Annotated in this window: 19 protein-coding genes; 7 read left to right on the plus strand and 12 right to left on the minus strand. The window is 73.4% G+C overall.

The features are described 5' to 3' along the window. Positions 1-29: 29 nt before the first annotated feature. From ACH4OA_RS01715 to ACH4OA_RS01725, 3 genes are all read right to left on the minus strand, one after another. Positions 30-251 (minus strand): CDGSH iron-sulfur domain-containing protein, encoded by a 222-nt coding sequence (locus ACH4OA_RS01715; RefSeq protein WP_365873281.1) that lies wholly within the window; start codon positions 249-251, stop codon positions 30-32. 81 nt (positions 252-332) lie between these two features. Beyond that, the gene (locus ACH4OA_RS01720) at positions 333-1,502 is read right to left on the minus strand and encodes a glutamate--cysteine ligase (RefSeq protein ID WP_397967107.1); all 1,170 of its coding nucleotides are present in this window, start codon (positions 1,500-1,502) and stop codon (positions 333-335) included. Next, complete coding sequence (locus tag ACH4OA_RS01725; protein WP_397967109.1) at positions 1,495-2,526, minus strand: methyltransferase domain-containing protein; 1,032 nt, start codon at positions 2,524-2,526, stop codon at positions 1,495-1,497. Before ACH4OA_RS01725 ends, ACH4OA_RS01720 begins: the two co-directional genes overlap by 8 nt. Positions 2,527-2,777: 251 nt before the next feature. Between ACH4OA_RS01725 and ACH4OA_RS01730 the strand changes: the two genes are divergently transcribed. Beyond that, complete coding sequence (locus ACH4OA_RS01730) at positions 2,778-3,737, plus strand: ornithine carbamoyltransferase (protein WP_397967112.1); 960 nt, start codon at positions 2,778-2,780, stop codon at positions 3,735-3,737. Positions 3,738-3,955: 218 nt separating this feature from the next. Here ACH4OA_RS01730 and ACH4OA_RS01735 read toward each other — a convergent pair whose 3' ends face one another. From ACH4OA_RS01735 to ACH4OA_RS01745, 3 genes are read right to left on the minus strand one after another with little or no spacing between them, the layout of a single operon-like run. Beyond that, the gene (locus ACH4OA_RS01735) at positions 3,956-4,705 is read right to left on the minus strand and encodes a succinate dehydrogenase/fumarate reductase iron-sulfur subunit (RefSeq protein ID WP_365941767.1); all 750 of its coding nucleotides are present in this window, start codon (positions 4,703-4,705) and stop codon (positions 3,956-3,958) included. After that, the gene (locus ACH4OA_RS01740; RefSeq protein ID WP_397935139.1) at positions 4,702-6,648 is read right to left on the minus strand and encodes a fumarate reductase/succinate dehydrogenase flavoprotein subunit; all 1,947 of its coding nucleotides are present in this window, start codon (positions 6,646-6,648) and stop codon (positions 4,702-4,704) included. Before ACH4OA_RS01740 ends, ACH4OA_RS01735 begins: the two co-directional genes overlap by 4 nt. Positions 6,649-6,650: 2 nt before the next feature. Continuing rightward, positions 6,651-7,322 carry a succinate dehydrogenase gene (locus ACH4OA_RS01745; protein ID WP_397967368.1) on the minus strand — a complete coding sequence of 224 codons (672 nt, stop codon included), beginning with the start codon at positions 7,320-7,322 and terminating at the stop codon, positions 6,651-6,653. 119 nt (positions 7,323-7,441) lie between these two features. Between ACH4OA_RS01745 and ACH4OA_RS01750 the strand changes: the two genes are divergently transcribed. After that, on the plus strand, positions 7,442-8,326 hold the full coding sequence (locus ACH4OA_RS01750) for a LysR family transcriptional regulator (RefSeq protein ID WP_397935140.1): 885 nt from the start codon (positions 7,442-7,444) through the stop codon (positions 8,324-8,326). A gap of 50 nt (positions 8,327-8,376) precedes the next feature. On the opposite strand, the gene ACH4OA_RS01755 is transcribed toward ACH4OA_RS01750, so the two are convergent. The 3 genes from ACH4OA_RS01755 to ACH4OA_RS01765 form a co-directional block, all read right to left on the minus strand. Continuing rightward, on the minus strand, positions 8,377-10,518 hold the full coding sequence (locus ACH4OA_RS01755; protein WP_397935141.1) for a putative bifunctional diguanylate cyclase/phosphodiesterase: 2,142 nt from the start codon (positions 10,516-10,518) through the stop codon (positions 8,377-8,379). Continuing rightward, a complete protein-coding gene (locus tag ACH4OA_RS01760) occupies positions 10,515-11,327 on the minus strand; it encodes an SAM-dependent methyltransferase (RefSeq protein WP_397935142.1) in 813 nt (270 codons plus the stop codon). The genes ACH4OA_RS01755 and ACH4OA_RS01760 overlap by 4 nt, the downstream gene beginning before the upstream one ends. A 285-nt stretch (positions 11,328-11,612) precedes the next feature. Further along, complete coding sequence (locus ACH4OA_RS01765; RefSeq protein ID WP_397967370.1) at positions 11,613-12,590, minus strand: SCO0930 family lipoprotein; 978 nt, start codon at positions 12,588-12,590, stop codon at positions 11,613-11,615. 786 nt (positions 12,591-13,376) lie between these two features. Between ACH4OA_RS01765 and ACH4OA_RS01770 the strand changes: the two genes are divergently transcribed. Both ACH4OA_RS01770 and ACH4OA_RS01775 read left to right on the plus strand, forming a co-directional pair. Further along, positions 13,377-13,505, plus strand: a complete 129-nt coding sequence (locus ACH4OA_RS01770) for a hypothetical protein (protein ID WP_365941764.1) — start codon at positions 13,377-13,379, stop codon at positions 13,503-13,505. 31 nt (positions 13,506-13,536) lie between these two features. Then, positions 13,537-14,301: a hypothetical protein gene (locus ACH4OA_RS01775; protein WP_365941762.1), complete on the plus strand. Its 765-nt coding sequence runs from the start codon at positions 13,537-13,539 to the stop codon at positions 14,299-14,301. 159 nt (positions 14,302-14,460) lie between these two features. Here ACH4OA_RS01775 and ACH4OA_RS01780 read toward each other — a convergent pair whose 3' ends face one another. Next, positions 14,461-15,459 (minus strand): hypothetical protein, encoded by a 999-nt coding sequence (locus tag ACH4OA_RS01780; RefSeq protein ID WP_397967114.1) that lies wholly within the window; start codon positions 15,457-15,459, stop codon positions 14,461-14,463. Between the two features lie 330 nt (positions 15,460-15,789). Here ACH4OA_RS01780 and ACH4OA_RS01785 point away from each other — a divergent pair, with 330 nt between their 5' ends. Further along, positions 15,790-16,458, plus strand: a complete 669-nt coding sequence (locus ACH4OA_RS01785; protein WP_397935144.1) for a class F sortase — start codon at positions 15,790-15,792, stop codon at positions 16,456-16,458. Between the two features lie 67 nt (positions 16,459-16,525). Here ACH4OA_RS01785 and ACH4OA_RS01790 read toward each other — a convergent pair whose 3' ends face one another. Then, complete coding sequence (locus ACH4OA_RS01790) at positions 16,526-17,371, minus strand: polysaccharide deacetylase family protein (RefSeq protein WP_365941951.1); 846 nt, start codon at positions 17,369-17,371, stop codon at positions 16,526-16,528. 158 nt (positions 17,372-17,529) lie between these two features. Between ACH4OA_RS01790 and ACH4OA_RS01795 the strand changes: the two genes are divergently transcribed. Together ACH4OA_RS01795 and ACH4OA_RS01800 are read left to right on the plus strand one after the other, a co-directional pair. Further along, entirely contained in the window at positions 17,530-18,000 is a 471-nt protein-coding gene (locus tag ACH4OA_RS01795) for a universal stress protein (RefSeq protein WP_365882878.1), read from the plus strand. 118 nt (positions 18,001-18,118) lie between these two features. After that, a complete protein-coding gene (locus ACH4OA_RS01800; RefSeq protein ID WP_397935145.1) occupies positions 18,119-19,543 on the plus strand; it encodes an amino acid permease in 1,425 nt (474 codons plus the stop codon). On the opposite strand, the gene ACH4OA_RS01805 is transcribed toward ACH4OA_RS01800, so the two are convergent. After that, complete coding sequence (locus ACH4OA_RS01805; protein WP_397967116.1) at positions 19,544-20,713, minus strand: CapA family protein; 1,170 nt, start codon at positions 20,711-20,713, stop codon at positions 19,544-19,546. Positions 20,714-20,837: the final 124 nt, after the last annotated feature.

Here is a 20,837-nt window from a genome sequence, read left to right on the forward strand (position 1 = left end):
CCCCGCCGCCCAGACTGGGGGCCGGTCCCCTACTCGGTGTCGCGGCGGCGGCCGCGGTCGCGGAAGCGGGTCAGCTTGTGGGTGCTGTCGCACCACGGCTTCTGGCCGGACCGGCCGCAGCGGCACAACGCCACCACGGGCCGGGTGACCTCCGTCTCCGTGCCGTCGGCGTCCACGACGCGGTGCGCGCCGCGCACCAGGAGGGGACCGTCCGGATAGGCGGTGATCACGCAGTCGGGCTCTTCTCGCACGCTGTCTCCTCCTTGTTCGGTGTCATGGCCCGCGGCTCGCCCGGGGCCATGTCTCGCCGGACGCGACCGGTGCGCACCCGTTCAGAGCGAGGGTGCGGACCGGAAGTTCCCGGTCTCCGTGACCAGCAGTTCGGCCACGTCCGCCAGTCCCGCGCCGGCGGTGAGGGCGCGGCGCTGGCGGTCGGCGGAGGTGCCCTGGCGCAGCGCCTGGTCCACCAGGCCGGTCACCTCCGCCCAGTCCCCGGTGTCCGTCAGGGGCCCGCGCACGTGGTCGAGCAGCCGGTGGACGAGTTCGGCGGCCGGCACCAGCGCGACCGCCAGCGGGTCGACGAGCCGCTCGGTGAGGCCGAACCGGACGGCCCGCCACTTCGCCACGCGCAGCAGTTCCGGGTGCACCTCCGGAGCCGGGTCCCCGTTCGCCATCTCGGTGAGGCACTGGCGGACCAGCGCGCGCGCCAGCCCGGCCTGGAGCACGGCCTCGCCGACGGTGGTGCAGGCGTCGGCGATGCGGAACTCGACGGTGTGGTACCGGGTGCCCGGCCGGACGTCCCAGAAGACCTGCCCGGCGTCGGCGCCGGCCTCGAGGGCGACGAGCCCGCGGACCCGCTCGCGGTGGTCGGCGTAGGAGGCGAGCGTCGGGGGCATGCCCGCGGTCGGCCAGTGGGACCAGATGATGCCGCGGTAGCTGGCGTAGCCGGTGTCCTCGCCGGTCCAGAACGGGGAGCTGGCCGCCAGCGCGGCCAGCACGGGCACCCACGGGCGGACCCGGTTGATCACCGCGACGGCCGTGTCGCGGTCCGCGACTCCCACGTGCACATGGCAGGCGCAGACCAGGTGCTCGGCGGCGAGGCGCCCGTAGACGCGGGCGATGTGGTCGTAGCGCGGCGAGGAGGTGAAGCCCTCCTGCCGCCAGTCGGCGAGCGGGTAGGTGCCCGAGGACGCGATCGCGAGCGCGTGTCCCGCGGCGGCCCGGCTCAAAGTCTCCCGCCGCTCGCACAGTTGGGCGCGCAGGGCGTCCAGACCGCCGCAGATGCCGGTGCGGCTCTCGATCATGCAGGGCCGCAGTTCGCAGCTGTAGGTCTCGCTGCCGTCCTCGTCGAGGTGTCCGCGCAGGGCGTCGAGCAGGGGCGCGCTGTCGGCGAGCCGGTGCGTGTCCTGGTCGAGGACGAAGAACTCCTCCTCCACCCCGACGGTGAGCGGTCCGTCCGCGGGCCACGCGGCGGCGTCCTCCCGGCGCCCGGGGTCAGACATGGCGGCGCCGGGACTCGTCGGGCAGGCTCACGACCCGGACCGGGACGTGCCGGCCGGCCGGTGCCGCGTCGAGGGTCTCCAGCTCGAGCGTCCGGGACCGGCAGGCCAGCTGGAGCAGCGGCAGCAGCTCCTCCGGCGGCAGGAAGCGGCGCGGCGCGGATTCCCCGGCCGCCGTGCCGTCGTCGCGCCGGCACGACAGGCCGACGACGAGGTAGTACGGGACGCCGTCGGGGGTGCGCAGGAGCGGGCCCTCGCCGGACGCCTCCAGTTCGCGCACCCGGGCCATGTGGTCGCGGGTGTGCTCGCCGAGCCGCAGGGCGCCCAGCGTGAGCGAGGTGATCCGGTAGCCGTGCTCGTGCAGCAGGGCCGCCGTCCGGCGGGGCGTGGTGTAACTGCCCACCGTCAGGGCGAGGTCGGCGCCCAGCGCCGAGGCGTGCCTGAGCACGTGCCGGACCAGGCTCAGTCCGTCGGCGCCGCCGTCGATCGACGTGCGGCCGCCGGTGCCGGCGGCCGACGGCAGCGGCACGTACGGCGGGTTGCTGGCGATCACGTCCGGTGCGGCGGTGAACGGACAGGCGGCCAGCAGCCCGTCGGGCGAGAGGGCGGCGTAGTCGGCGGGGCCGAAGGACACCCGGCCGCCGGCGGCGCCGTCCGGCGCCGCGCCGTCCGTGGCGTCGGCGGCCTCGGTTGCGGTGGCGTAGCGGGCGGCGGCCCACGCCAGGCTGTCGGCGGAGACGTCGACGCCGTGCACCCGCGCGGCGCCCGCGCGCGCCACCGCGGCGGCGGCCGCGCCGCTGCCCGAGCCGAGGTCCAGCACCGTGGCGCCCGGCCTGAGGACGTCGACGGTCGCCCACACGCCGATCTCGGTGTCCACCGGGTCGAAGAACACCCGGGCCCGGCCGGGCGGGGTGCGGTCCTCGGGGCGCAGATGGCGGTAGTCGGCGACCCGGACGACGGCGGTGCCGTCGTCCGGCCGTTCGGCGATGGCACGGTCCGGCGCGTCGTTCGACGGCGATGCACTCACCGATAACTCCCCTGGGGAGACGTGGTCGGGAACTGAGCGGTTCATGCTAACCAGCACATCATGCGGGGTGCCATAAAACGACGTTTCCTACCACCTGATCAGCCGATGGGAAGAGGTGCGGCGGGCGGGACAGGCGGTCCGTCCGGCATGTCGGCCGTGGACGGGCCCGCCGGATGCGGTCCACTGGGTCGCCGCCGGGCCCGCACGGACGAGCGCGCGCCGGCGGCGACCGCACCGAAGGAGAGGACCGCATGAGCACGCTGCACGGCCGCCCCGCGGCCACCCGGGAGCAGGGGCTGTTCTCGCTGGCGGACGTGGAGCCCGCGGCGCTGCGCAAGCTGGTCGCGCGGTCCGCCGAGCTGTTCCACGACCGGCGGGCGCACGATCTGCCGCTGCGGGACCGGCTCGTCGGGGTGCTGTTCACCCGCACCTCCACCCGTACCCGTACCGCCTTCCAGGCCGGCGCGGTACGCCTGGGCGGCACCCCGGTCTGCTACGGGCCGCACGACCTCCAGCTCGACACCGGGGAGTCGGTGGGCGACACCGGCCGCATTCTCGGTGCCATGCTCGACCTGCTCGTGGCGCGCACCGCGGGGCCCGTGCGGCACCTGCGGGAACTGTCCGGCGAGGGCGGGCTGCCGGTGGTCAACGCGATGGCGGCGGAGGAGCACCCGACGCAGGCGGTGTGCGATCTGGCCACGCTGACGCTCGCGTACGGCGATCTGAGCGGGATCCGCGTGCTGTACCTCGGCGAGGGCAACAACACGGCCACCGCGCTGGCCCACGGGCTCGCCACGGTGCCCGCAGCACACGTCACCTTCGTCACCCCGCCGGGGTACGGGCTGCCGGACGGGGTGCTGGCCGCCGCGCGGCGCGTCGCGCGGGACACGGGTGCCGTGCTGGCCGAGACCCACTGCCCGGCCGAGGCGCCGGACCGGGTCGACGTCGTGTACACCACGCGCTGGCAGACCACCGGGACCAGCAAGGCGGACGCGTCGTGGCGGGAGGTGTTCCGGCCCTTCCACGTGGACGAGGCGCTGATGCGCCGCTGGCCGCGGGCGTCGTTCCTGCACGATCTGCCCGCCCACCGCGGCGACGAGGTCGCGGGCGCGGTGCTGGACGGGCCGCGTTCGCTCGCCTGGACGCAGGCGGCGATGAAACTCCCCAGCGCGATGGCCGTCCTGGAATGCGTGGTGCGCCCCACCGCGTGAGCCGGCGCGAGGGACATCTCCGGCCGCCTCGGTGCCGAACGTTTCCAGCCGCCTCGGTCCGTTCCCGGCCGCCTCGGCTCCGAACGTTTCCGGCCGCCTCGGCTCCGGCCGGACATCAGACGGGGCCGGTGAGCACCACTCCCGGCCCCGCCCGCCCGCCTCCTGTTGGGCGAACGCTCATACCCGTGCCCCGCGCGGGGCACGGCCGGCCGCGGCGCTCAGCGCCCGCCCGTCTTCCGGGCGGCCCGCAGCCACTCCTTGTTCATCCTGGTGATCGACATCAGCGGGATGCCCTTGGGGCAGGCGGTGGCGCACTCGCCGGCCAGCGTGCACCCGCCGAAGCCCTCCGCGTCCATCTGCGCCACCATGTCCAGCACCCGCGTCTCCCGCTCGGGCGCGCCCTGCGGCAGCACGTTGAGGTGGTTGACCTTGGCCGAGGTGAACAGCATCGCCGCGCCGTTGGGGCACGCGGCCACGCAGGCCCCGCACCCGATGCACTCGGCGTGCTCGAAGGCGAAGTCGGCGTCGGCCTTGGGCACCGGGGTGGCGTGGGCCTCCGGCGCGGAGCCGGTCGGCGCGGTGACGTAGCCGCCGGCCTGGATGATCCGGTCGAACGCCGACCGGTCCACCACCAGGTCCTTGATCACGGGGAACGCGGACGCCCGCCACGGCTCGATGTCGATGGTGTCGCCGTCCCGGAAGGACCGCATGTGCAGCTGGCAGGTGGTGGTGCGCTCCGGTCCGTGCGCGTCGCCGTTGATGACCAGCGAACACGCGCCGCAGATGCCCTCGCGGCAGTCGTGGTCGAAGGCGACCGGTTCCTCGCCGGCCAGGATGAGCCGTTCGTTGAGGACGTCCAGCATCTCCAGGAAGGACATGTCGGGCGAGATGTCGTCCACCTCGTAGGTGGACATCGCTCCTTCGGCGCCGGCGTTCTTCTGCCGCCAGACGCGCAGGGTGAGCTTCATGCGTAGCTCCGCTGGGTGGGATGGACGTACTCGAAGACCAGGTCTTCCCGGTGCAGGACGGGTGCCTCGCCGGTGCCGGTGAACTCCCAGGCCGCGGCGTAGGAGAACGCCTCGTCCCGGCGGGCCGCCTCGCCGTCCGGGGTCTGGGACTCCTCGCGGAAGTGGCCGCCGCAGGACTCGGTGCGGTGCAGCGCGTCGAGGCACATCAGCTCGGCGAGTTCCAGGTAGTCGACGACGCGGTTGGCCTTCTCCAGCGACTGGTTGAACTCCTCGCCGGTGCCGGGCACCTTGATCCGCCGCCAGAACTCCTCGCGGATCTGCGGGATGCGCTCCAGGGCCTTGCGCAGTCCGGCGTCGGAGCGGGCCATGCCGCAGAACTCCCACATCAGTTCGCCCAGTTCGCGGTGGAAGGAATCCGGGGTGCGGTCGCCGTCCACGGCCAGCAGCAGGCTGATCCGATCCTCGGTCTCGGCCAGCGCCTCCTGGACGACGGGGTGTGCGGCGGTCACCGGCTCCTGGTGGGGGTGGCGGGCCAGGTAGTCGTTGATGGTGGCCGGCAGGACGAAGTAGCCGTCGGCCAGGCCCTGCATCAGGGCGCTGGCGCCGAGCCGGTTGGCGCCGTGGTCGGAGAAGTTGGCCTCGCCGATCGCGAACAGGCCGGGGATGGTGGTCTGGAGGTCGTAGTCGACCCACAGGCCGCCCATCGTGTAGTGCACGGCCGGGTAGATCCGCATCGGCACCTCGTACGGATCCTCGTCGGTGATCCGCTGGTACATGTCGAAGAGGTTGCCGTACTTCGCCTCGACGGCCCCGCGGCCCAGGCGCCGGATGGCGTCGGCGAAGTCCAGGTAGACGCCCTGTCCGCCGGGGCCCACTCCCCTGCCCTCGTCGCAGACGTTCTTCGCGGCGCGGGAGGCGATGTCGCGCGGGACCAGGTTGCCGAAGGACGGGTAGACGCGTTCGAGATAGTAGTCCCGCTCGTCCTCGGGGATCTGGTGCGGCGGCCGGGTGTCGCCCTTGGCCTTGGGCACCCAGATCCGGCCGTCGTTGCGCAGCGACTCGCTCATCAGGGTCAGCTTGGACTGGTGCTCGCCGGTGCGCGGGATGCAGGTGGGGTGGATCTGGGTGAAGCAGGGGTTGGCGAAGTACGCGCCGCGCCGGTGCGCCCGCCAGACGGCGGTCGCGTTGGAGTTCATGGCGTTGGTCGACAGGTAGAAGACGTTGCCGTAGCCGCCGGAGGCGAGGACGACGGCGTCCGCGAAGTAGGTGTCGATCCGGCCGGTGACCAGGTCCCGGGCGACGATGCCGCGCGCCCGCCCGTCGACGACGATCAGGTCGAGCATCTCGGTGCGCGGGTGCATCTCGACGTTCCCGGCGGCGATCTGCCGGGACAGCGCCTGGTAGGCGCCGAGGAGGAGCTGCTGGCCCGTCTGGCCGCGGGCGTAGAAGGTGCGGGAGACCTGGACGCCGCCGAAGGAGCGGGTGTCGAGCAGCCCGCCGTACTCGCGGGCGAACGGCACGCCCTGGGCCACGCACTGGTCGATGATCTCGACGGAGATCTGCGCGAGCCGGTGCACGTTGGACTCGCGGGCGCGGAAGTCGCCGCCCTTGACCGTGTCGTAGAACAGCCGGTGGATCGAGTCGCCGTCGTTGCGGTAGTTCTTCGCCGCGTTGATCCCGCCCTGCGCGGCGATGGAGTGGGCCCGGCGCGGGGAGTCCTGGTAGCAGAACTGGACGACGTGGTAGCCCTGTTCGGCCAGGGTGGCGCCGGCGGAGCCGCCGGCGAGACCGGTGCCCACCACGATCACCGTGTGCTTGCGCCGGTTGGCCGGGTTGACCAGCTTGGCCTCGAACCGGCGCTTGTCCCAGCGCTCGTGGATCGGGCCGGCCGGGGCCTTGGTGTCGGTGACCGGCGTGCCGGTCGCGTAGTCGGTGTACGTCATGGTCAGCTCACCACTCCGGTCATGACGCCCACGGGTACGGCGATGAAGCCGGCCGTGAGCAGCAGCGCGAGGACGTCGGCGAGGGTCTTCAGGACGCGGTCGCGGGCGCGGCTGCCGACGCCGAGGGTCTGGGCGGCGCTCCAGAAGCCGTGCCGGATGTGCAGGCCGAGCGCGAGCATCGCGACGATGTAGACGACGTCGCCGTACCAGGTGGAGAAGGTGTCCACCACGTTCTGGTACGGGTGTCCGTTCTGGAAGCCGCCGGGGTGCGCGGTGCCGGTGGTCAGGTCCAGCAGGTGCCAGACGACGAACAGGCCGAGGATGACGCCGCCCCAGCGCATGGTGCGCGTCGCGTAGCTCGCCCGCGGCTTCTTGTGGACGTACCGGCTGGGCCGCGCCTTGAGGTCGCGGCGGCTGAGCTGGTAGGCGGAGGTGGCGTGGGCGGCCACGGCGACGACCAGGACGATCCGGATCAGCCAGAGCGTCCACTCGTAGTGCATGAACGGTTCGCCGACGGTGCGCAGCCAGTGCGCGTAGTGGTTGAACTCGCCCGCGCCGAAGAAGATCTTCAGATTGCCGATCATGTGCGCCACCAGGTAGAGCAGCATGACCAGACCGCTGACGGCCATCACCGTCTTCTTGCCGACGGTGGAGTCCCACACCGTGCGCGCCATGGACGGCCGTCGGTCCGTCCGCGTTGCCAGAGCCATGGCAAGCACGCTAGGGCCACAGATCCCGATCGGTCCAAGACATGGTCCAGCTTGTTTCCATAGCCCCGAGCTATCATGGCAGCATGCAGTTCCCGCAGCTCAGGTACTTCGTGGCCGTCGCCGAGACCCGGCACTTCACCCGGGCCGCCGAGCGGGTCCATGTCGCCCAGCCCTCGCTGTCGCAGCAGATCAAGGCGCTGGAGCGGGAGCTGGGCGCGGACCTGTTCCTGCGCGCCCGGGGCAACATCACACTCACCGACGCCGGAGAGGCGCTGCTGCCGCTGGCCCGGCGCATCCTGGCCGACGCGGACACCGCCCGGCAGGAGGTGCAGGAGCTGGCGCAGTTGCGGAGCGGGCGGGTGCGGCTGGGCGCCACGCCGAGCCTGTGCACCGGTCTGCTGCCGGACGTGCTGCGCGCCTTCCACGACCGCTACCCGGGCATCCGTCTGCTGATCGAGGAGAGCGGCTCGCACGACCTGGTGCGGGAGCTGGCGCGCGGCGCGCTCGACCTGGCGCTCGTCGTGCTGCCGCTGCCGGCGCCGGCGCCCGCGCTGACCACCGTGGAGCTGCTGCGCGAGGACCTGGTGGTGGTGTCCTCACCGGAGGCGCCGGCGCCCGGCCACGGCGGGCGGTCGGTACGCGTCGCCGATCTGGCGGGCGAGCGGCTGGTGATGTTCCGGCACGGGTACGACCTGCGGGAGCTGACCGTGGCCGCGTGCCGGGCCGAGGGCTTCGAACCGGACTTCGCCGTGGAGGGCGGCGAGATGGACGCGGTGCTGGGGTTCGTGCGGGCCGGGCTGGGCGTCGCCGTGGTGCCGCGCATGGTCGCCGCCCGGGCCGGCCGCGGCCTGCGGGTGACCCCGCTGGCCCGGCCCGGACTGCACCGGACGATCGCGCTCGCCCACCGCAGCGACGTGGCCCCGCCGCGGGCGGCCCGGGAGTTGCAGCGGATGCTGCTGGAGCGGTGAGGGACGGTCCGTCCGCGGGCGTCCGCCCGGTGGGACCGTCCCTCGGCGCGTCAGCCGGTCGCGTCCACCAGGGCCAGGTCGTGGAGTCGCTCCGGCGGGCCGGGGCGCGCGTAGTACCAGCCCTGGGCCGTGTCGCAGCCCAGTATCCGCAGCTGCTCGGCCTGGGCGCCGGTCTCCACGCCCTCGACGGTCACCGCCAGGTCGAGGCTGTGGGCGAGGGAGACGATGCCCTCCACGATCTTCAGGTCGACGGGATCGGCCGGGAAGCGCTGCATGCCCTGGGTGAAGGAGCGGTCCAGCTTGAGGACGCTCACCGGCAGCCGGCGCAGGTTGGCCAGGTTGGAGTAGCCGGTGCCGAAGTCGTCCAGGGCGATGTCGACGCCCATGTCGGCGAGCCGGCGCAGGGGCTTGAGGAGGTCGTCGTCGGCGCCGATGAGCGCGGACTCGGTGACCTCCAGGCACAGCGCCTCCGGGGCGACGCCCGCGCGTTCGAGGATGTCGACGGTGTCCTGCACCAGCCCGGGGTGGCTGAGCTGGCAGGGCGAGAGGTTGACGTTGATGCGCAGCGGGCCGGCGGCCTGTTCGCCATGGCGTTCCCGCCAGGCGCGGGCCTGCCGGATGGACTCCTCCAGCACCCAGCGGCCGAGCGGCACGATCAGCCCGGTGTGCTCGGCGAGCGGGATGAACCGGTCGGGGCCGAGGATGCCGTGCTGCGGGTGCAGCCAGCGCACCAGCGCCTCGGCGCCGCGCACGCTGCCGTCGCCGAGGTGGACCAGGGGCTGGTACTCGATGAAGAACTCGCCGCGCTCCAGCGCGGTGGGCAGGGCCGTGGTCAGGCCGTGCCGGGTGATGGCGCGGGCGTCGGCCTCGGGGTCGGCGAGCTCCGAGCGGTTGCCGCCCGCCGATTTGGCCCGGTACATGGTGATGTCGGCGCTGCGCAGCACCTCGGCGGCGGTGCGCTCGCCCGCCGCGCCCTCGACGATGCCGAGGCTGCCGCGGACCAGCAGGTCGCGGCCGTCGATGCTGATGGGCGTCACCAGCGCGTTCATGATGCGCTCGGCGAGGTCGTCCACCGTGCCCTCGGCGGCGGCTCCGGTGGTCAGGGCCACGAACTCGTCGCCGCCGAGCCGGGCGACCATCTCGCCGGGCGCGGTCGCGCAGGACTGGAGCCGGTCGGCGATCTCCACCAGCAGCCGGTCGCCGGCCGCGTGGCCGAGGCTGTCGTTGATGGTCTTGAAACCGTCCAGGTCCAGGTAGCACAGGCCGAAGCGCTGGCCCTCGCCCGCGTTCAGCGCCTTCTCCAGCCGTTCGAAGAACAGCGTGCGGTTGGGCAGGCCGGTGAGGGCGTCGTGGGTGGCCTCGTAGCGCAGCCGCAGGTTGAGCAGCCGGCGCTCGGTGGTGTCCTCCATAAGGGCGAGCTGGTACTGCGGTCTGCCGTCGGCGTCGCGCAGCAGGGAGACCGTGAGATTGGTCCACAGCGCCGTGCCGTCGGGCCGGTTGAACGCCTTCTCCAGGTGGTAGTGCTCGCGCTCGCCGCGCACCAGTTCCTGGTAGAGCCGCCAGGTCTGCGGGGCGTCCTCCGGGTGCACCCAGTCCTGCACGCGCCGGCCGCGCAGGGTCTGCTCGGAGAGCCCGAACATGCGCAGCAGCGCCTCGTTGACCTGGAGGACGTTGCCGTCGAGGTCGGCGATGCCGATCCCTATGGCGGCGCCCTCGAAGACCGCGCGGAAGCGGGCCTCGCTGGCGTGCAGCGCCTGGGCGACCACGCCCTGCGCCCGCAACGCGGCCTGGGCGATGGCCTCCTGCTCGGCGAGGGTGCGCTCGCGCAGCGCCTGGGCGTAGCCGGCGGCGAGCGCGTGCTGCAACCGCGAGGAGCGCATGCGCAGTTCGTCCTGGGGGCCGTCCGCGCCGCAGTACAGCACCAGATAGGCGTCGACGCAGTCCAGGGTGCGGGCCAGCGCCTCGGGGTCGGTGCAGTGCGCCTCGACCAGGGCGGCGCCGACGGCCTTCGCCTCGCCCGCGTCGAAGTTGCGGGCGCGCAGCTGCTCGCTCAACCGGCGGGCGAGCGGCAGGAGTTGTTCTTCGAACTCGACGCGGGTCAGCGAGGTCGAGGTCACCGGGAAGAGCGCCCGGCTCCAGATCGTCGTCAGCCGGCGCAGTCTGCCCTCCGGCCCGTCCGGCTCGGTGATCACGCCGTACGCCCCACGCCGGCGAAACCGGAGAAGGCATACGGATCCTCGTCCTGAGGCGCCGAGTCCGGGCGCCAGTGCGGCATCTGCACCAGTCCGGGTGCCACCATGTCGTACCCCTCGAAGAACCGCGCGATCTCCTCGCGCGAGCGCATGATCAGCGGGTTGCGAATGTCCTTGTATACGTCCACCGCGCCCTCGGCCCGTTCGGCGGGCAGCGGGATTCCCTCGTACGAGGCATGGGTGAGGATCAGCAGGCTGCCGGGCGCGAGTGCCTCGCGCAGCTCGGCCACCGCGCCGTACGGGTCGTCCGCGTCGTCCACGAAGTGCAGTATGGCAACGAGCAGGAGTGCCACTGGCCGGTTCAGGTCGATCAGCCGCTCCAGCCGGGGGCTGGCGAGGATCTCCCGGGGCTTGCGGAGGTCGGCGGCGATCACGTCCGCGTCGTCGTTGCCGGCCAGCACCGCCTCGCTGTGGGCGACGGCCACCGGGTCGTGGTCGACGTACACCACCCGGGCGCCCGGTGCGGCGGCCTGGGCCACCTCGTGGACGTTGCCGAACGTGGGGATGCCGGAGCCGATGTCGAGGAACTGGGTGATACCCTCCCCGGCCGCGAACCGCACCGCGCGGCGCATGAACGCCCGGTTGGCCTGCATGGTCTTCGGCAGGCCCGGCAGGAACTCCAGGGTCCTGCGCGCCGCTTCCCGGTCGACCTCGAAGTTGTGCGAACCGCCCAGGTAGTAGTCGTAGATCCGCGAGACGCTCGGCACCGTGATGTCGATGCTGCGTGGGGCCCAGGCGGGACGCTCCATGTATCTCTCCAAGGCGTGGACAGGGTGTAGGCGATCCGGTGTTCGAGCTGAGGCTACTGATCGCCCGCCAAAGGGGCGACCCGAACCGGATATTGACCATCCGTTCCCGGTCACTGCCTGCGACAAGTGCCCGTCCGACCCCGTTGCGTGACGGCCGGACTGCCTTGGCGCACCCGGCGGACGGCTCGTGCACGGCACAACGATCCGCCCCCTCCGTGCGGTACGGAGGGGGCGGATCACGGCCGCGCGCCGGGCCGGGCGGGACGGTCGACCCTGGGGCGGGGTCTACTTCCCCGGCGCGCCGACCGGCTTGCCGTCGGGCGAGACGGCGTACCAGGTGCCGCCCACGCCCTGACCGTTGGTGTCGCCCGGGGCCTTGTCCCCGGAGAAGGTGTAGACGGGCCAGCAGTCGACGGTCATCTGCTTCACCCCGTCGGGCCGGGTGAAGGGCATGAGCCCCTTCTTCCGCACGCCCTCGGTGTCGTTGGCGGCGACCGGGCCGACGGCCGGCCACTTCTCCAGGCAGGCCCCCGTGCAGCGGGAGACGGACTTCGGCCAGGCCTGGTCCTTCAGGAAGCGGTAGACCGTCCTGCCGTGGCGGTCCACGACGATCTCGCCCAGCTCGGGGTCCTTGCGCACGGACAGGCCGGGCAGGGCGGACGCCTTGGCCTTCTTGCCGTTCGGGGCGAGCGCGAACCAGGTGGCGCCCACGGCCTGGCCGTTGACGTCACCGGCGTTGACGTCCTTGACGTAACGGTAGGCGGGCCAGCCGCCGACGGTGAGCTGGCGGGAGCCGTCGGCGCGGGTGACCTCGCCGAGCAGCGCCTTGTCGACGCCGGCGCCGGCGGTGGCGTCGCCGGCGGGGACCGGCGGCCAGGTGGTGGCGCAGTCGCCGGCGCAGTGGGACGCGGGCGGATCGGCGGTGTCCTTGTCGAACCGGTAGAGGGTGAGGCCGGAGCCGTCGGTCAGCACCGGGCCGAGGTCGGGATTGTCCGCCACGGTCAGCTCGCCCGCGGGCGCGGCCTGGGCCGCCGGGGCGGTGGTCTGGCTGCCGTCGGCGCCGTAGCCGTTGCCGGTGCCGGTGCCGGTGCCGGTCGCGGTCTGGCCGCCCGGGCCGCCGTAGTCGCCGGCCGGCGCCGTGGCCCCGATGTCCCGGGCCGCCGACGCGGGAGTGGTGGTGTCGTCCTGACCGCACGCCGCCGTCAGCGCCAGCACCGCGGCGGCCGTGGCCACCAGCGAGGCGGTCCGCCAGGAGGTATTCATCGTCAACTCCCCATCGTCACCTGGATGTACGGCGCCTGCCACGCCACCGCACGGCCATGGGTACGCGGCCGGGGGGCCGCGGTGTTCAACGGCGGGCGGACTTTCTTCCCGGGCGCGGTGCGCCGGCCCCCGGCACCGGCCCCGGGACGCCGTACGCGCGTCTCGGTGGGCATAAGGGGACAGAGCGCGCCGATGGGTGTTTTCCGTCCGCGAAACCTCCGATCACGTTATCTCGCTCTTTCGGGCCAATCTGCGGCCGGCCCGGCGCACGGCGGCCGTCCGCGCCTCATGATCTGCGTCGTGCATGGACCCGAAGTGACCCGACGCGCGCCCGCCGCACGGGTGCTGGCCCTGCTGGCGCTGGCCTGGGCCCTGGCGGGCTGGCCGGCCTCCAGCGCCTCGGCCGACGCCTGCGCGTACGCCTCGACGGGCCCCGGCGGCGCGGTGGTCGAGACCCACGCCGGCGGACACCACTGGCCCGACCCGCCCTGCCCGCCGCCCCCGCCTCCGTGCCCGCCCACGCCTACGCCGACACCCACGCCCAGCCCGACCCCCACACCCACGCCCACCCCGTCGCCGAGACCGACGCCCTCGCCGAAGCCGACACCGCCGCCACCGCCGGCGCCCACGCCCCCGCCGGCGCCCGCGCCGAGGCCGCCCGCCCGGCCCGCCCCGGCTCCCCCGCCGCCCCGGCCGGCCGCCCCGCCGGCACCGGCTCCGGCGCCCCGGCCCACACCCGTGCCCAAGCCGTCGCCCAGGCCCGCCCCGCGGCCCTCCGCGACGCCGGTGAGCTACCCCGCGTACCACGCCCACGTCGTGCGCCGTCGGGCGCCCCGCCACACCACCCCCGTCATCTACGTCCTGCTCATCACCGTCCCCGCGATCGTCGCCGTCGCGGCGCTCCGTCCGCGCTGACGCGCGGGCCCGTCATCTCCGGAGGCACCACTTGTCGGATTGGCTTGTTCTCGTCCTTGCGATGCTGGGGGCCTGTGCCGTGGTGGTCGTCATCACGCTGGTACGGCACCGCACGGCCGCCGAGGACGAGGACCCCAGCGAGACCCCCGACGTCATCGAGTACATGACGATGTGGATCGGCGTCATCTACGCCATCGTCCTGGGCCTGGCCATCGCGGGCGTCTGGGAGGCCCGCAGCGCCGCCGAGGACCATGTCCAGGCCGAGGCGCAGGCGCTGCACGAGATCTCGGAGCGGGTGCGGGTCTACCCGCCGCAGGTGCGTGACCGCATCCGCGAGGACGTGGACACCTACGTCGGCTACGTCGTCCACACCGAGTGGCGGCGGATGGCGGAGGACGAGCAGGTCACCGGGCGCGGCACCGAACTGCTGCGGCGGCTGCGCGCGGACGTCACCGACTACCGGCCGGCGAACGACTTCGAGGCCCAGGCGTACCAGCCGCTGCTGGACCAGCTGGCCGCCGCCGACCAGGAGCGCAACGCGCGCGCCGACGCCACCGGGCCCACCATGCCGCCGGTCGTGTGGTGGGGCCTGATCACCGGCGGACTGATCACCATCGGCATGGTGTTCGCCCTGCAGATCCGGCGCACCCCGAGGGAACTGGTCCTGGCCGGGCTGTTCTCGGCGACCATCGCCTTCATGCTGTTCCTCATCTGGGATCTCGACGCGCCGTACGGCCGGGGCATCGCGGTGACCGCGGAGCCGTTCCTCAGCCTGTTCCCGGGCGCCGGCCGGTAGCTCCCGGACGGCCGGCACCGCCCGGCCGGGCAGGACGGGCACGGCCGGCGCGACAGGCCCTCGCTCCCGGTTCCGCAGGGGAACGGGAGCGAGGGCCTGTCGCGGTACGGCTGCCCGGCGCCGGAACGGTCGCGGTGGCCTCGGCGGCGCACCGGGGGTTCAGATCCGGTTCTCGTGCCGCCGGCGCAGCCAGAAGGCCCCGCCGCCGATCAGGGCGGTGGCCACCAGGCCGCTGCCGATGGCCATGTCGGTGGGGGTCGCGCCGCTGGTCCTGCTGCCGCCGAGGCCGCCGTTGACCCCGCCGAGCACGGTGAAGGCCCCGCGGCGGGTCAGGGTGCGGCCGTCGCAGCGGACGGTGACGTCGTACCGGCCGCGGCGGGCGTCGCGGTCGACGACGGCGACGCCGCGCGCGCTGTCGTCGCGGAACGACTCCAGCCGGACGGTGCCGAAGGCGTCGGAGCCGGCGGTGCCGCCGCGGCAGCCGTTCACGATGATGGTGAGGCGGCCGCCGGCGGGCAGGACGTCGGGCGTGACGAAGATGTCGCGCGCGTTGCCGGCCTCCTCGCCGTGGCCGCCCTCGCCCTCCTCGCCGAATCCGCCTCCGTGGCGGAAGTCGTCCCCACGGCCGCCCTCGCCGCCACGGCCGTTGCCCTCACCGCCACGGCCCTCGCCCCCGCGGCCGTTCCCGAAGCCCTCGCCTCCGTGCCCGTTGCCGAAGCCGTCGCCTCCGTGACCGTTTCCGTTGCCATTTCCGTTGAAGTGACCGTTTCCGTTGCCGTTCCCGTTTCCGTTGCCGTTCCCGTTTCCGTTGAAGTGACCGTTCCCGTTCCCGTTCCCGTTGCCGTTCCCGTTGCCGTTGCCGCCGCCGCCGTTGAAGTGACCGTTGCCGTTTCCGTTGCCGTTCCCGTTGCCGCCGCCGTTGAAGTGACCGTTTCCGTTCCCGTTCCCGTTCCCGTTGCCGTTGCCGTTGCCGGGGAAGACGCCGTTCCCGCTGAACGTGCCGATGTTGCCGGTGCCGGTGCCGGGGACGACGACGGTCGTGTCGGTGCCGCTCGGGCCGCCCCCGTTGCCCATGCCGTCCGCGACGGCCACGGGGACGGCGAGCCCGAGGACGGCGACCGTGGTGCACGCCGCCGCCAGGGCACGTTGGTTGCGCATGTGATCCTCCGCGGAAGGTGACCGGGTCCCGTCCCCGGTGGATCGGCGAGAAACACCTCCCGGACAGACCCTCGGACGCGCGGAACACGCCCGCATGTCGAGAATGGTCCGTCCTGGTGATCAGACACGCCGACGGATAACCACACAATCGGATATTGCCGCAGGTCACGGACCGTCAGAAAATACCTGGGGACGGCAACTCGGATGGCGCACCGGGCGGCTGCCCGGCCACCCGTTCGCCCACTGACCCGTCGCCCGCCGCCCGCACGGGACTTAGCGTTTTCCCAGGTGCGAGGGACGTGGCGGGACCGCGTCGAGAGGGGATGGCGAATGTCTGCGTCCGTGCTGTCCGAGCTTGCCGAGGAGGAGCGGCGCAAGAGGCGCGCCCCGTGGGGCGTGATAGCGCTCGTCCTGCTGACCGGCCTGGCTCTCCTCCGCAACGGTTCGGGGGAATTCGACACGGGGCCGCCGCAGCCCGCCTCGGCGGCGGCCCCGGACGGCCGCGCCACCCTCGGCACGCTCGCGCCCGCGCCCACCGCGCTGCCGTTCTCGCCGGTGCAGCGGGTCCGGATCCCGGCGATCCGGGTGGACGCGCCCGTCGTGCAGGTCGGGCTGGACCCGGACGGCTGGGTCGCCGCGCCGCCGCCGGAGAACCCGGGCCTGGCCGGCTGGTTCACCGGCGCCGTGTCCCCCGGCGAGAAGGGCACCGCGGTCATCGTCGGCCATGTCGACAACAAGCAGGGCCCCGCGGTCTTCTACGGCCTCGGGGCGCTGAAGAAGGGCAACCAGGTCGAGGTCGCGCGCCAGGACGGGAAGACCGCGGTGTTCGAGATCTACGGCGTCGAGGTCTTCGCGAAGGACGCCTTCCCCGGCGACCGGGTCTACGGCTCGAAGGGGGCGCCGGAACTGCGGGTCATCACCTGTGGAGGCGGTTTCTCCCAGCGCAACGGCTACGAGGGCAACGTCGTCGTCTTCGCCCGCCTGGCCGCGGTCGTCTGAACCGCCGCGGCCCGGCGGGCGGCGCGCGCCCCGCGCGAACGGGCGGAGGACGCGGACGGGACCGCCGTCACACGCGGCGGGGCGGCACGGTGAGGCGGTATCCGGAGTCGATCAGGTAGGGCAGCCATTCGCGGATCGCGCGGACGGTCTGCGAGCGGTCGCCCCCGGCGTCGTGGGAGAGCACCACGACGCCGGGGCCCGCGCCGCTCTCCACCTGGTCGATGATCGTGTCCGTGCCGGGCTCCATCCAGTCGGTGGTGTCGACGGTCCAGGCCAGCGGTTCCATGCCCATCTCGGCGCCGAGCTCGAAGGTCGCCCGGTTCCAGGCGCCGTAGGGCGCGCGGAACCACTGGGGGCGCTCGCCGTAGCTGTCCTCGATGATGTCGCTGGTGCGCTCCATCTCGGAGCGGATCTCCGCGCGGCCGAGGGTCGTCAGCAGCGGATGCGTCCAGGTGTGGTTGCCGACGACATGGCCCTCGTCGGCCATCCGGGCCAGCAGTTCCCGGTGGTCGGCGACGCACTCCCCGCAGACGAAGAACATCGCCCGGACCCGGTGTTCGGCGAGGGTGTCCAGGATGTGCGGGGTGTAGTCCGGGTGGGGACCGTCGTCGAAGGTCAGCACCATGTGCCGGCCGGGGCCGGAGAGCCGCAGGAGGGGCTCCTCGCGCACGGCGAGCCTGCGGGGCGCGGCGCGCGGCGGGCCCTCGCCGGTGAGCGGCTGGAGCCGGAAGGAGGAGGGTTTCAGGGCCTGGCGGGCCTGGCGGGCCGGCGGACCGGCGGCCGGGGCCGCGGCGGGCCGGACGGTCTCCTCGCCGTCGCCCGCGAGGACGAGGCCCGCAGTGGCCGCCGAGCCGAGCGCGGCGGCACCGGCGAGGAGCATCCGGCGCCGCGTGAACAACTGATCCTTCTGCATGACTCATCACTCGCCCCGCCGGACACCGGCGCACCGCAACGCCACGGGGACGGCGGCGGGAATGCACCCGGACAGCGCAGCGCGGCCGAGACGGACGGCCCGCGGCCCGCGGAACCCGGGACGTGGGCGGGAACGAAGGGTTCCGATAACCTCGGGCCGTGACGGAACAGCAGCAACAGCCCTCGCACACGTTCGAACGGGGCACGGACGGCCCGAAGGTGATCGTCGTCGGCGTGGACGGCTCCGACTCCTCGCTGCGCGCCGCCGCGTACGCGGGCGGACTGGCCCGGCGGCAGCACGCGCTGCTGGCCGTGGTGTACGTGCAGCCGGTGCTCGCGGCGGGCGCGGCGTTCGGGGCGCCGGTGGCCGAGACGACCGACGAGATCGCCGAGGACCTGATCACGCAGATCCGGGAGGCGGCCGAGCGGGTCAAGGGGATATTCGAGGTGCGCTGGGAGTTCCACACCTTCCGCGGCGACCCGTACACCGGGCTGGTGAAGGCGGCGGACGAGCTGAAGGCGGACGCGGTGGTGGTGGGCGCCTCCGAGCAGGCCGGCCACCGGATCATCGGCTCGGTGGCGGTCCGGCTGGTGAAGGCGGGGCGCTGGCCGGTGACGGTCGTGCCGTAGGGCGCCCGGCCGGGGCCGCGGACGCCGGTGCGGCCGTGCGTGGCGTCTTCCCTGGGCGGCACGGCTGGGACATCATGATCCGCCGTCAGCCGTTGCCGTAGGCGAAGAGGTGAGACGCATGGGCAGGCTCCGTCCGGGTGAGGGGATCCTCCGCCGCAAACCCATCGAGCACATCGAGGAGACCGAGGCCGGCGAGGGCACCCGGCTCGACAAGTCGCTCGGGCTGTGGCAGCTCACCGCGATCGGTGTGGGCGGCATCATCGGCGCGGGCATCTTCACACTGGCCGGCACGGTGGCCAACGGCACGGCCGGGCCCGCCGTCCTGGTGTCCTTCCTCATCGCCGGTATGGCGAGCGCCTGCGCGGCGCTGTCGTACGCCGAGTTCGCCGGGCTGATCCCGAAGGCCGGCTCCGCCTACACGTACGGGTACGCGGTGCTCGGCGAGTTCGCGGGCTGGTTCATCGGCTGGGACCTGCTGCTGGAGTACACGGCGATCGTGGCCGTGGTGGCGATCGGCATCTCCGGCTACTTCGGTTTCCTGGTCCAGGCGATGGGCGCCGGTCTGCCCCGGTGGATGCTGGGCGCGCCCGGCACCGGGCCGGGTCACCGGGTCGACCTGTTCGCGGCCGTGCTCTGTCTGCTGATCGCCTGGCTGCTGAACCTGGGCATCCGCGCCGCGGCCCGGTTCGAGACGTTCGTGGTCGTCCTGAAGGTGCTGGTGGTGCTGCTGGTGATCGGGGTGGGGCTGTTCCACATCGACACCGGGAACTACCACCCCTTCTTCCCGTTCGGGCTCGGCGGGGCGTTCACGGGTGCCGCGACGGTGTTCTTCGCGGTGTTCGGCTACGACGCGATGTCGACGGCGGCCGAGGAGTCGAAGGACGCCCAGCGCCACATGCCGAAGGCGATCATCTACTCGCTGGTCGTCTCCATGGTGCTCTACGTCGCGGCCTGCCTGGTCCTGACGGGCATGCAGAACTACAAGGACATCGACAAGGAGTCCGGTTTCTCCACGGCGTTCGAGTCGGTGGGGCTGGGCGCGCTGGCGGACGTGATCGCGGTCGGGGCGATCATCGGCATCCTGACGGTGATGTTCACCTTCATGCTGGGCGTTACCCGGGTGTGGTTCTCGATGTCGCGGGACGGGCTGCTGCCCCGGTGGTTCGCCAAGACCCACCCGACACGGCACGTGCCGACCCGGGTGACCTGGATCGTCGGCGCGGCCTCCGCGGTCATCGCCGGGTTCGTCCCGATCGCCGAGGCGGCCGAGCTGACCAACATCGGCATCCTGCTGGCGTTCGTGGTGGTGTGCGCGGCGGTGATCGTGCTGCGCTACCGGCAGCCGGAGCTGCCGCGCACCTTCCGCACGCCGGCGATGCCGGTGGTGCCGGCGCTGGGGATCGTCTTCTCCGTCTGGCTGATCACCTTCCTCCAGTGGCAGACCTGGGTGCGGTTCGCGATCTGGTTCGCGATCGGCTGCGCGATCTACTTCGGCTACTCCTACCGGCGTTCGGCACTCGCCGCCGGGCGGTCCGCCGGCTGATCACTCCGCCATGACCAGGCCGTCCTGGGCGGCTCCGCGGCTGAGGATCACGTCCCTGATCCGGTCGCGCACGCCGTCCAGTTCGGCGCCCTGGGCGATGGCCCGGCCGAGGTCGACGACCCGGCCGGCGTCGGGGTCGTAGAGCTGCGGGACGAACTCGGCCCCGGTGACCCGCCAGGGGCCGCCCGGGCGGGCCGGCGGGGCGAAGGTGAAGCGGCCGAGGGTGGACTCGCGGCCCCGCTCGTCCTGGACGCCCTGTCCGCCGTCCGGCGCGCCGCCGATCTGGTCGCCGAGTCCGTAGACCACCCAGGTGCCGTTCACCTTCTCGTACGCCTGCGGGAGCCCGGCGGCGGTGCCGAGGATCAGGTCGATGTCCGGGCGGCCGTCCGTGGCGGAGGCGGTGAGCCGCCCGGCCAGGGTGAGCTGGAGCGGGTCGGGCTCCTGCTGCCCCTGGCTGCCCCAGTCCAGCGAGACCACGACCACGTCGGCGCCGCCCCGGCGCGCTGCGCGGGCGTCGGCGACGATCCGGTCGGCGTCGATCAGGTTGACCGCCCAGGGCTGTCCGGGCGGTACCGGGCGGTCGGTGGCGGCGGTGTACGCCAGGTGCGCCACCTGGGCGCCGCCCGCCCGCAGGAACCGCACCGAGCGGGCCTCGGCCTCGCCGCGGGCGGTCCCGGTGTGCCGCAGACCGGCCTGGTCCAGGGCGTCGAGGGTGCGCTGGACCCCGGCCGGGCCGTCGTCCAGGGCGTGGCCGGAGGCGGTGGCGCAGCCGTCGTAGCCGGTCGCCGCGAGGTCCGCGGCGATCCGCGGCGGGAAGGCGGGGGCGGGCCGCGCGGAGCCGTCGCCGGGGCCGGAGACGGCGGTCAGGTGACACAGTGCCAGGTCGGCGCCGGCGACGACCGGTCGGATGCCGGCGAGCAGGGGGCGGAAGTCAGCTCCGGTGCCGCCCGCGTCGTAGGCGGCCCGGTCGAGGACGGCGGCGGACGGCAGGATGCCGCCGGCGGCGACGAGGGTGAAGCCGCCGGTCCCGCGGGTCCCGGCGGGCGCCGGGCGCGGCGGGGGCACGGCGTGGTCCGGTGCGCCGGGTTCCCGGTGCTGGTTCTGGCAGGCCGCCCCGGCCGCGAGGACGGCGGTCAGGACCAGCGCCACCAGCTGTCTGCGTCCGATCATCAACACACCCCAGGTTGTCGTATATACAGACGAAGCCGTGACGGGCATATGGGTATGAAGCTGGTGTGCCGGATAAACGGTCCGGGCGGCGTCATTAACCCGTCCGGTGTCCTGGCGTCCCGCT

It is taken from the genome of Streptomyces sp. NPDC017095 (assembly GCF_044332325.1).
GTDB lineage: Bacteria > Actinomycetota > Actinomycetes > Streptomycetales > Streptomycetaceae > Streptomyces.